This window comes from Methylobacterium sp. 001424705 (assembly GCF_059816145.1).
Genome location: NZ_JCBANU010000051.1, coordinates 1 through 10942, shown reverse-complemented (window position 1 = coordinate 10942; position 10942 = coordinate 1). Strand labels below are relative to the sequence as shown.

The following is a 10942-nucleotide window of genomic DNA, read 5'->3' as shown; positions in this document are numbered from 1 at the left end:
AACGTCCCCTCGCTCGTGGACACGTCCGCCCCCTCCACAACCGCCCCCGTCGTCGGGCCGGCCGCAGGCAGAAGCGAGGTACAGCCCGACACGAGGCAGGCTGTCAGGGCGGCCAGGGACGCCTTACGAAGCATTGTTACTCTCCTGACCGGACCGCGCGCAGGTGCGATCCGGCGACGACGCCCGCCTCGGTCACGGCGCACGGGCGGCGCCATCGTGTTCGATGAAACGCGATCCCGAGGTCGCCCGTGAGGGGACCGGGATCACGGCACAAGCCTCCGAGCGGTGGCCGCGTCGGACGATAGCGGCAAAACGCTGCGATCGGATTAACGGATCGTGCACCCAGGCAGGCTCCGACCGGCCCATGCCGGATCCGGCCGCCTATCCATCACCAATGCGTCACGAGGGTGGCAAAGCCAAGCTCTCCCCCTCTCCGGGGAGCGCGATGATCTGACGGAGTTGACGCCCGAGCTCCGCTGCCGTGAGGTCGCGTCGGGCTCTCCCCCCGCCGGCATCCGGTCCGAACCGGAAGATGGCGTAATCCGTCGCCGTGCCGCCGAAACCGGGCCGGCAATTGGGAAGGGCCGGAGCATGATCGCCGAACACGCAGAGGGTGGCCCGCAGGCCCTCCAATCCGGCAAGGAGGGCTTCCACGGCCCGGCCCGTATTGCGTACATGGGTCAGGTATTGTGCCAGCGGGTCGTCGATACCCGGCAGACGCCCCGGCTTCCACGGCCCGTGGTTCTCCATCGTGATGCCGTACAGAAACAGGGGGCCGCTGCGCGCGCGGACTTCCGCCAGCACGCGGTCGGCCATCGCCGCGTCGCCGACATAGGGTCCCACCCGGGGTGCCTCGGAGAAGTCGTCCTCCATGATCAGGCGATCGAAGCCGAGGCGTGTCACCACCGCGGCGCGGTTGAAGAAGTCGCGGTGGAAGGGATGCACGAAGACGGTCTCGAACCCCGCATCGCGGGCGCGCAGGGGCAGGCTCGTCGGCTCGTGGCCGCCATGGGTGAGGTAGGGGTCGAACACACCGAACCCGAGATCCTCGGCATCGGTGCCGGTCAGGACCGCGTGCTCAGTGCGCATCGTGTAGGCCCCGTGGGCCGGCACGCGCAGCCGCCCGTGGAGGGTGGCGCGCTCGCGAATGATCTCCATCAGCGGCAGGGGCGGTCCGCCGAGGCGCACCGGATCGAGGAAGGATTCGAGCTGTACCACGACGATCACGGGTGCGTCGCCCCGCTGGATCGGGGTCGGGAGAGCCGCTCCCCGTTCGGTTCGGCGATGGGCGCGCCAACGAAGGGCATAGCCGAGCAGCGTGGCCGGAAGCCCGAACCGAGCGATGTCGACGTCCAGTGCCGGCGCCGGAAACAAGCGCGCGAGGGCGGCGGCGGCCTTCCCCTCCGCCGAGAGCACCACGCTGCTGACCAGCATCAGCGGGAGGGCCAGGATCGCCAGGATCGCGACGCTCGGCTCGACCGGCAGGATGGTCGGCTCGATCGCATACCAAGCGGCGACCACTGTGAAAGCGACGATGAGCGGCCCGGCCATGCGAGGGTCGCTGAGCGGGCGGGTGTAGTAGAGCTCCGGATGGCACGGCACCTGCCGCAGGAGGGCGAAGTCGCTGAACACCAGCGGTTCGCCGATGATGCCGCGTTTGAGCCGGCTGACGATGGTGAGGATCAGAATCGTCAGGACGCAGGAGACGCCCGCGAGCCAGGGACGCCAGGAGAACTGAAACCAGAACGCCATCACCCATCCGTAGCCCGCGAGGCGGATCGCGAGGTCGCGGGGACGCAGGCTCACGGGCCGCGCCTGCCCACCCTCGCGGGCCTCGATGGCCAGACCGAGCAGCAGGGCGAGGGTCAGACTGAGAAGAAAGGTCATTGCGGCGTCAGGGCTTCCGGTCCGGAAATCGCTCGACGCCGCGCTTGGCGCGAAGGCGTCGGATGAGAGGGTTCAGCAGAGCGTAGCGCATCCGCATGGTGAGAATCGCCGTTCGACTCATGGCGAGGCGCGAAGGACCGGCCGCATCGCGAGCGGCGGCGAGGCGATCGAGAAGGCGCTCGGCCGAGCACGGCTTGAGAGTGACCGGATCGAGGTAGAGCGGGTAGAGCAGGAGGGCGCCCGCCACGAGTTCGTCGAGCGCGAGCCGGCGCCCCCGATCCGCGCCCAGGGCCAGATCCTCGGTCAGGCCCCATCCGGCGTAGAACGGACGCCCGTGGACCGCGACGGTGCGGCCGCGGATCAGGGCTTCGAAGCCCGCCAGCGAGGTCATCGTCTCGACGTGGTCGACCCGGTCGAGCAGATCCACGATGGAGAGCCCACCGACGATCCGGTCGGCGAGGGTGAGAGCCTCGGCCTCCGGGATTGCACCGGTCCGGAACCCGGCCTCCACGTCGGGATGCGGCTTGTAGAGCAGGAACGCGTCCGGGTTCCGGGCCCGGGCGGCTCGCAGCAGATCGCGGTTCGAGCGCACCACCGGGGAGCCGTGCATCACCGAGGCGTCATCCTCGACCTGGCCGGGGACAAGCACGATCCGGCGATCGCGCGGCCAGTCGCCGGACTCGTCGGTGAGACCGACATTGTATTTGGTCAGGCGGCGGGCGATCACGAGTTCGCGCAGGGCCTTCGCCCGCGCGACGAGGTCCGGCGGGAAGCCCGACGTCCGCAGGAGAAAAGCGAGCCGGCTCTCGGTCCGTGGATCGTAATAGATCCCGCGATCGTCGACGACGATCGAGGCGCCGGGGGCGAGGCCGGCCCCGAGGCCCACGGAACGCAGGAAACCGTCCTCGATCCGCGCGAGAGGCACGCCCGCTTCGGCGCAGAGCGGCCCCAGCCGTTCCGGCATGCGCGTGGCCCAGACCCGGACCTGGGCCTGGTGCACCCGTGCGGCTGCCACGGCATCCTCCGCCGTCATGGTGTGGATCGGTGGTCCCTGCGGACCGACCATGAATGCGTCGAGAACCGGACGCTTCCAGCCCGAGATGCCGACCAGCACCGTCCGTGTCTCGTTGTCGGCGAAGCGGTCGCGCAGCCATGCGACGCGGTCGAGGCAATCCCCGAACCCGATCGGGGCCCGCGTCCAGGGATCGAAGTAGTGGATCCCCGTGCCGTAGCGCAGGGCCACGAGCTCCTGCATCGTCGGGGGCGCGGACGCGTCACCCGCGCGGGCGACGTCGCACCCGGCGAGACGCGCCTCGCAGGCGACCGTCCAGTCGTCGACGAAGACCCGGCGAACCCGTTCGAACAGCGCCCAGGGATCGACCGGGGATGGGATGACCCGCAAGTGCGGAGAGAGGCTCGGCGACAGGTCCGCGCATCCGCTTGAGCCGGCGACGAGGAACGTCCTGTCCGGGTGCGCCGCCAGCACGCGCATCACGAAGGCCCGAAGGCGGGCGCCGGAGTGGGCGACGGCGCCCTCGGCGAGGATGAGGGACGGATCGGCGAGACCGGACAAGGCCTCCGAGATGGCCTCGACGGTCCGGCGGGAGAACCGATTCCGTCCGAAGGTCCGGGCGCGCAGCAGCGCCTCGGTGTCGACCTGCCCAAGACAGGTTGCGTGGCCAGCGTGGTCGACGCGGAGGCTCGCCATCCCCGTGCCGGGCGTGTCGTAGGGAGACAGCAGGGGACCCGGTCCCACGATCACGGGACGTGCCAGGCGCTGCGCGACGCTGCGGAGAACGCCGGAATCCCAGACCACGGGCGCCGCCCCCGGACGCCAGCGGGAGGCGAAGGGGACGTCCAGCGCGGTCGAGATCTCGGATCGCAGCGCGTGAACGCGTCCGCCTGTGGATAAGAGAGATGACGGCAGGGTCGAGGGCATGCGCACTTTCGGATCGACGTAACCGGCCGCTGCCTTAGCATCTTCGGGGCTCCGAGGGGCGTGGGTCGGGGGAGAGCGCTCGCCTGGGCCGGCCAGCCGCCCCGCAGGGAGCGTTGCCGTAAAGGCACAGGCCACCGGAAATCCATTCCGGCCCTACGAGCGCCCAATTGCTGGGATGGGAGTCCCGTGCGACGGATTTGACCGTCCAGGGTGGCCCGCCATTGAACGGGCGCAGGAGCAGGCGTCGGAGAGAATGCTTCAGCCCCGCGCAGACATGCATCGCGACGGACAGGCGACGTTCCTCTTCCTCCAGGGACTCGCATCACCCTTCTTCGCAGACCTGGGCCGCGCCCTGGAGGCGCGCGGCCATCGGGTGCGGCGCATCAATTTCTCGTCCGGCGACTGGCTGTTCTGGCGCCTCCCCTCGGACAATTACCGGGGCCGCTTCGACAAGTGGGGCGCCTACGTCGCGGACTACGTCCGCACGCACGGCGTAACGGACATCGTGCTCTTCGGCGATTGCCGGCCCTACCATGTCGCCGCCACGGCCGCCGCCCAGCCCTTCGGCGTCCGATTCCACGTCTTCGAGGAGGGCTATCTCCGGCCGAACTGGATCACCTGCGAGGTCGGCGGCGTGAACGGCAACTCGGCGCTGCCGAAGACTGCGGACGAGATCCGCGTCGTGGCCCGCCGCCTGCCGCAGCCCGGCCGCGCGATGCCGTCGAGCGGCGACATGGCCCGGCGCAGCCTCTGGGACGTGGCCTACAACATCGCGAATTTCGGCTTCCCGTACTTCTTCCCGCATTTCCGCAGCCACCGGCCGCATCACATTGCGGTGGAATATGCCGGCTGGATCAAGAAGTTCGCCCGGCGCGCCCATACGCGGCGCGAGGCGGCACGACTGAACGAAGCCTACACGGCGATCGGCGTCGATTACTTTCTGCTGCCGCTCCAGCTCGACAGCGACTACCAGATCCGCGTCCATTCCCCCTTCCTGGGGGTCGAAGGCTTCATGGATCGGACGATCGCGTCCTTCGCCGCCCATGCGCCGGCGCCGACCCGCCTGCTGATCAAGCTGCATCCCCTCGACAGCGGCCTGATCAATTGGCGCAAGTACGCCCGCCATTCGGCGCGCCGGCACGGGGTCAACGACCGCCTGGACATCATCGACGGTGGCGACCTGCCCAGCCTGATCGCCGGCAGCCGCGGCGTCGTCCTGATCAACAGCACCGTCGGCATGCTGTCGCTCGAACTCGGGCGCCCGACCTGCGCCGCCGGCAATGCGATCTACAATTTCCCCGGCCTCACGCACCAGGGTGGCGTGGACTCGTTCTGGACGGCTCCGACGCCGCCCGACGGGCCCTTGATGGCGGATTTCCGACGCGTCGTCCTGCACCGCTCGCAGATCAACGGCGGCTTCTTCTCCCGCCCGGCCATCGAGCGAGCGATCGCCGGCACCATCCCGCGGCTGGAAGCGACGCTCCCGGCCGCGGCCCTGGCCGCGGCCCGCGCGATCCGGGCGGAGGACAGCGAGCCCCAGGAACTGGCGCCGGTCTATTGATCCGGTCCGGCCGGGCGCGCTAGCAGTCCCGATGCCCGTCATCCTGATCACCGGCGCGTCCAGCGGCATCGGCGCCGCCCTCGCCCGCCACTACGCCGAAGCCGGCACGACTCTGATCCTCCAGGGTCGGGACCGGACCCGTCTCGAGGCGATCGCCGACGCGTGCCGCGCCAAGGGGGCCGCGGTCGAGACCCGGCGCCTCGACATTCGCGAGCGGGCATCCGTTGCAGACTGGCTTCAGGGCGCCGACCGCGCCCATCCCCTCGACCTCGTCATCGTCAACGCGGCGATCAACGGCGGCGATCCCGGCGGGGACGTGGAGACCGAAGCCATGGCTTTCGAGACCGTGGAGGTGAACCTCCTCGGCGCCCTCAACGTCGCCCTGCCCTGCGTGACCCTGATGCGGGCCCGCGGCCACGGGCAGATCGCGCTGATCTCGTCCCTGGCGGCCTTCGCGCCACTCCCCGACGCGCCCTCCTACAGCGGAACCAAGGCGGCGCTGCTCGCGCATGGTCTGGCGCTGCGGGAGAAGCTGAAGCCGCACGGCGTGCGCATCAACGTCGTCACCCCCGGCTACGTGAAGACCGCCATGGGCGGCGAGTACCAGGGCTGGCGTCCCCTTGAGCTCAGCGCCGAGGACGCGGCACGGCGGATCGCGCGCGGCCTGGCCAAGGACCAGGACATCGTCGCCTTCCCGTGGATCCTCGCGGCGGGCGCGCGCGGCGCAGCCCTGCTGCCGGAATTCCTGCGGCGCCTCGGCATGAGCGGTTTCAAGTTCAAGATCCGGGTCGGGCGGTGAGCCGGCCCCGGATCGCGCTGTTCGTGCTGGAGGCCCTGCCGAACGCCCGCGCCGTGCGCCGCTTCGTCGGCGACCACGCTTCGGAGATCGCCTTCGTCGGCCTGTCGAACGCCGAACGACCGAGTTCCGGCGGCCTCGTGGGACAGGTCCGGCGCCATCTCGCGCGCTCCGGCCCGGCGATCCTGCCCTATCTCGGCGTCAATTTCGGACTGCCCGATCTCCTCGCGCCGCTCTCGCCGCTGACACGCCGGCTGACCGGCGCCAACAACTCGGCGGGTGCCACGCCCCTGAAGGCGCTCTGTCGCGAGCTTCGCATACCGACGCTGAAGGTCGACGACGTCAACGGTCCGGAGGTGGCGCAGGCCTTCGCGCGGCACACCCCCGATCTCATCGTCACCTTCCATTTCGACCAGATTCTTTCCGGCCCGACCCTGATGCGCGCACCGCTGGGCGGCCTCAACGTCCATCCCGGCCTGCTGCCGCGCCATCGCGGGCCCGTGCCGACCATCCACGCGCTGACGGAGTCCGAGCCGGCCTTCGGGGTGACGATCCATCGCCTCGCCGTCACGATCGACGCCGGCGCGATCCTTTCGCAGGAAGCGGTCCGCCTGCCGGAGGATACGACGGCGACCCGCGCCTCGGTGATCCTGCACGAGCACGGGCGGGTCCTGCTCGACCGGGCACTCGCGGACCTCGCTGACGGAGGACTTCCCGCCGGGATGATTGCGCCGGTCCTGCCCTATTGCCCGTTTCCGGACCGGACCCTCCTCAAGACATTGCGTCGCCGGGGCCGCAAGCTCACGGACGGGCGGGACCTGAAGGACGCCCTGGGCTTGAGCGCCCGGGCCTGAACCGGCGCCCGCCTCCTGCGAAGCAGGCGCCGGGCCATCGTCTTATCGCGAAAACTTCTTGTACTTGATCTTCTTCGGCATCAGCGAATCGGCGCCGAGGCGACGCTTCTTGTCCTCCTCGTAATCCGAGAAGTTGCCCTCGAACCACTCGACGTGACTCTCGCCCTCGAAGGCGAGGATGTGCGTGGCGATGCGGTTCAGGAACCAGCGATCGTGGCTGATGATGACGGCGCAGCCTGCGTAATCCTCCAGCGCCTCTTCGAGGGCCCGCAGGGTCTCCATGTCGAGGTCGTTGGTCGGCTCGTCGAGCAGCAGAACGTTGGCGCCGCCCTTCAGGGTCCGGGCGAGGTGGACGCGGTTGCGCTCACCGCCCGAGAGGGTGCCGACCTTCTTCTGCTGGTCGGAGCCCTTGAAGGCGAAGGCGGCGCAATAGGCCCGGGAATTGATCTCGCGCTTGTTGAAATAGATGATGTCGTTGCCGCCGGAGACCTCCTGCCAGACCGTGGCGTTCGGATCGAGCGCGTCGCGCGACTGGTCGACGTAGCCGAGATGGACGGTTTCGCCGACGGAGATGGTGCCGCCGTCCGGCTTTTCCGCACCGGTGATCATCTTGAACAGGGTCGTCTTGCCGGCGCCGTTGGGGCCGATCACGCCGACGATGCCGCCGGGCGGAAGCTTGAACGAAAGATCCTCGATCAGCAAACGATCGCCGAACGCCTTGTTGAGGTGCTCGAACTCGATGACGTTGTTGCCCAGGCGCTCGTCGATCGGGATGACGATCTGCGCCGAGGCGTCGATCTTGTCCTGGGACTTGGCCACCAACTCCTCGTAGCGGGTGATGCGGGCCTTCGACTTCGATTGGCGGGCCTTCGGCGAGGCGGCGATCCACTCCTGCTCGCGGTTGATCGCGCGCTGGCGGGCCATGTCCTCGCGGCCCTCCTGCTGGAGCCGCTTCTGCTTCTGCACCAGCCAGGCCGAGTAGTTGCCCTCGTACGGGTAGCCGCGGGTCCGGTCGAGCTCGAGGATCCATCCGGTGACGTTGTCGAGGAAGTAGCGATCGTGGGTCACGATCAGGATCGCGCCGGGGTACTGACGCAGGTGGCCTTCGAGCCAGTTCACCGTCTCGGCGTCGAGGTGGTTGGTCGGCTCGTCGAGGAGCAGCAGTTCGGGCTCCCACAGCAGCAGCTTGCACAGGGCCACGCGGCGGCGCTCGCCGCCCGAGAGGGTCGCGACGGGCTGCTCGTCGCTGGGGCAGCCCAGCGCCTCCATGGCCTGGTCGACCTTCGAATCCAGCTCCCACAGGTTGGCGGCCTCGATCCGGTCCTGAAGGGCGGTCATCTCGTCCGCCGTCTCCTCGGAATAGTTCATGGCGAGTTCGTTGTAGCGGTCGAGCAGCGCCTGCTTCTCGGCGACGCCCTCCATCACGTTCTCGCGCACGGACTTGTTCGGATCGAGCTGAGGCTCCTGCGGCAGGTAGCCGACCCGGGCACCCTGGGCGACGAAGCCTTCACCGGTCCAGTCCTTGTCGATGCCCGCCATGATCTTCAGCAGGGTCGACTTGCCCGATCCGTTGATGCCGAGCACGCCGATCTTGGCGTCCGGGTAGAAGGACAGGTTGATGTTATCGAGGACTTTCTTGCCCCCCGAATAGGTCTTGGTCAGACCCTTCATGTGGTAGATGAATTCGCGCGCCATGGTGGTATCCCTGTCGTGTCGGCGGCCCGGCGCGCCCTGCGCCTCGACCATCGGAATCAGCGTGTGCAGTGTTGCGCGGCTGCGTCCGGTCGAACCGGACGGCGTGCCGCGCCAAGAGCGCCGATGCGGTCGGACCTCGGGCGCTCGCCGTCGTCGAACCGCTTCGCGTGAGAGTGTTGCGCCGGAGTATCAGGGCGGCGACCGACCGGCAAGAACGGGGCCGAGAAGAACGGCCGAGATCCCGGCCTCAGGCGAAGGGGTTCTTCACCGTGTCGGCGGACCGCGACTCCTCCGCGACCTGTTCGGGCAACGGCGCCGCCTCCAGGGCGGCCACGATGGCGGCGAAGGCCGCTGCGAGGGCCCGGGCCCGCTCCAGCCCGCGCGCGTCCCGCGCGAGGTCGAGACTGCCGTGGATGGCGATCCGATCGCGGCCGTTCTCGACGGAGAGACCGCCGATCGTCTGGACGGCCGCGTCGTCCGCGAAGGGCGCGAACCGGACCGGGCTCGTCTCCGACCGCGTGTCCGACGACCGGTCTGGGTCATGGGGGGCACCCGTCTTCGGCATCGGAACCCCCCCCTCAGAAGATGGCACGCATCAGATCGCGCCAGAGACGCCGCAAGGCGCGATGCAGCTGGTCCTTGGCCCAGGACTCGAACGAATCCGTTTGGGGCGCCCGGCGGCGCGGACGCTCGTCGCCTTCGGGCTCGCCCCGGGAATAGGCCCGCGGCTCCGGCAGATCCATCGCCCGTACCTTGGCGGTGGAGACCAGCATCGGAAAGACGTCGAGCCCGGACACCGTGCGCAAGGTGTCGACGGAGACGGCCTGCCAGGGCGGATTGTCCTGATTCGCCATCAGGTAGGCGCCCGCCTCCCCGGTGGCCGGGTCGTAGAGCGCCTTGAAGAGCTGGGTCGGCACCAGGACGCGCCCGTTGATCGCCTGAACGGCATCGCCGGAATAGATCGGTCCGGTCACGACGTAGAGCGTGCCGCGTCGGGTGGCGAGACGCCGAACGCTCTCCTCGATCGCCGCCCAGAGCCCGCGATTGAGGGCGCGGTCCTGCGGGACGATGTTGGCGAGACTGAAGGACTGCGCCTGGGCCACGCCGGTCGGCATGTCGCCGGCCGGGGCCATGTGGCCGCGGTCGTATCCGCTACGGGCATAATCATCGAGCCGCGCCCGGTCGGCCGCCGGCAGCGCATCCTCGTCATGGAAGGCGTCGATGCGGTCGACCCGGCGAGCCGCCGCGACGCTGTCCCGCGTCAGGCGCTCGGCGGCGTAGAGCGGCGTCCGAGAGAGGCCGGAATGGAGCACCGCGAAGGCTTCGTAGCAGAGCGGCACGGCGCGTTCGGCCAGTTTCGGGTTGATGATCTCCGGCCGGCGCCCCTCCGCGAACGCGTCGGCGCAGCCCTCGGCCAGGGCCGCAACCGGTGCGACGCAGAGCCAGGCAGACAGCAGCAGGAGGCGTGGACCGACCATGGATCGCGTAGACTCAAAAGCATACGCGGACTTTGCGGATCCCCTGTGGAGTCGCCCGCGTGCGATAGCCGCAGGGCCGACCGAGGGTACCCTCGAAGGGACGCACATCGCGATCGGCCGGACCGGGTCCTGCCTGGACGCCGCAGGTGCCGGGTGTCCCGCACGGGAACGTGAAGGGCTCGACCGGCGCGTGTCGGCGCACGAGGGACGGGTCGGCGGTACGGCCCGCCGCCCAGGCGGAACCGCTCGCGAGTGTCGCGATCACGGCGAGGCCGGCGGGAAAGCGGAGGAGCGACATGGCCTGCCTCGATGCGGGATCGGCGGACGGGAAAAGACGATCGCACCGTTGATCGGAACGAGCGGTGGGATTACCTGCCGGAGTTCAGGCGTCGGCGCCAGCATCTCCACAGTCACGGCGCGGCGACGGATCGGTCTCCCGCGCTTCGGATTTCGGAATGGAATTGCAGACCGCGCGCGGTCTGTGGGAAAGCGCAAGCGCCCCCTGGCGTGGCAATGCCGCGTAATGACGTTATAAGTGCGATCGAAGGGCCCCGGTTTCGTCTTGGGGCATGCATCGTTCGAGGGTCGGTCCGCGCAGAGCGTTGGCGGCGGGCCGGATCGAGCGGGTGCCAGCAAACGAACGGGTGTGGATTCAGTGTCACGGCAAGAAACCTCGCAAGAGAAGACCTCGCAAGACAAGATCGCGCCGGAGCGGGCGCAAGCGACCGCGGT

At 69.3% G+C, this 10942-nt stretch carries 8 protein-coding genes; 3 read left to right on the top strand and 5 right to left on the bottom strand.

Annotation, left to right across the window (positions count from 1 at the left end; all coding sequences use genetic code 11):
- Window positions 1-399 precede the first annotated feature (399 nt).
- The gene (locus AC6EUL_RS22270; RefSeq protein ID WP_499872763.1) at window positions 400-1887 is read right to left on the bottom strand and encodes an LTA synthase family protein; all 1488 of its coding nucleotides are present in this window, start codon (window positions 1885-1887) and stop codon (window positions 400-402) included.
- A gap of 7 nt (window positions 1888-1894) precedes the next feature.
- Window positions 1895-3826, bottom strand: coding sequence for a capsular polysaccharide export protein, LipB/KpsS family (locus AC6EUL_RS22265; RefSeq protein ID WP_499872761.1), 1932 nt, complete (start codon window positions 3824-3826; stop codon window positions 1895-1897).
- A 253-nt stretch (window positions 3827-4079) separates the two neighbouring features.
- On the opposite strand from AC6EUL_RS22265, the gene AC6EUL_RS22260 reads away from it, so the two are divergent.
- From AC6EUL_RS22260 to AC6EUL_RS22250, 3 genes are read left to right on the top strand one after another with little or no spacing between them, the layout of a single operon-like run.
- Window positions 4080-5387, top strand: a complete 1308-nt coding sequence (locus AC6EUL_RS22260) for a capsule polysaccharide biogenesis protein (protein ID WP_499872758.1) — start codon at window positions 4080-4082, stop codon at window positions 5385-5387.
- 31 nt (window positions 5388-5418) lie between these two features.
- Window positions 5419-6186 carry an SDR family NAD(P)-dependent oxidoreductase gene (locus AC6EUL_RS22255; protein WP_056219782.1) on the top strand — a complete coding sequence of 256 codons (768 nt, stop codon included), beginning with the start codon at window positions 5419-5421 and terminating at the stop codon, window positions 6184-6186.
- Window positions 6183-7037 (top strand): formyltransferase family protein, encoded by an 855-nt coding sequence (locus AC6EUL_RS22250; protein ID WP_499872756.1) that lies wholly within the window; start codon window positions 6183-6185, stop codon window positions 7035-7037. Before AC6EUL_RS22255 ends, AC6EUL_RS22250 begins: the two co-directional genes overlap by 4 nt.
- Before the next feature lie 42 nt (window positions 7038-7079).
- On the opposite strand, the gene ettA is transcribed toward AC6EUL_RS22250, so the two are convergent.
- The 3 genes from ettA to AC6EUL_RS22235 form a co-directional block, all read right to left on the bottom strand.
- Complete coding sequence (ettA, locus tag AC6EUL_RS22245; protein ID WP_056219775.1) at window positions 7080-8732, bottom strand: energy-dependent translational throttle protein EttA; 1653 nt, start codon at window positions 8730-8732, stop codon at window positions 7080-7082.
- Window positions 8733-8979: 247 nt separating this feature from the next.
- Window positions 8980-9297 (bottom strand): hypothetical protein, encoded by a 318-nt coding sequence (locus tag AC6EUL_RS22240; protein WP_244479685.1) that lies wholly within the window; start codon window positions 9295-9297, stop codon window positions 8980-8982.
- 13 nt (window positions 9298-9310) lie between these two features.
- Window positions 9311-10210 (bottom strand): DNA/RNA non-specific endonuclease, encoded by a 900-nt coding sequence (locus AC6EUL_RS22235; RefSeq protein WP_056348312.1) that lies wholly within the window; start codon window positions 10208-10210, stop codon window positions 9311-9313.
- Between the last annotated feature and the right edge of the window lie 732 nt (window positions 10211-10942).

Coding starts and splice junctions, on each gene's coding strand:
- AC6EUL_RS22270 (WP_499872763.1), bottom strand. CDS start 1,887: ATGACCTTTCTTCTCAGTCTGACCCTCGCCCTGCTGCTCGGTCTGGCC.
- AC6EUL_RS22265 (WP_499872761.1), bottom strand. CDS start 3,826: ATGCCCTCGACCCTGCCGTCATCTCTCTTATCCACAGGCGGACGCGTT.
- AC6EUL_RS22260 (WP_499872758.1), top strand. CDS start 4,080: ATGCTTCAGCCCCGCGCAGACATGCATCGCGACGGACAGGCGACGTTC.
- AC6EUL_RS22255 (WP_056219782.1), top strand. CDS start 5,419: ATGCCCGTCATCCTGATCACCGGCGCGTCCAGCGGCATCGGCGCCGCC.
- ettA (WP_056219775.1), bottom strand. CDS start 8,732: ATGGCGCGCGAATTCATCTACCACATGAAGGGTCTGACCAAGACCTAT.
- AC6EUL_RS22240 (WP_244479685.1), bottom strand. CDS start 9,297: ATGCCGAAGACGGGTGCCCCCCATGACCCAGACCGGTCGTCGGACACG.
- AC6EUL_RS22235 (WP_056348312.1), bottom strand. CDS start 10,210: ATGGTCGGTCCACGCCTCCTGCTGCTGTCTGCCTGGCTCTGCGTCGCA.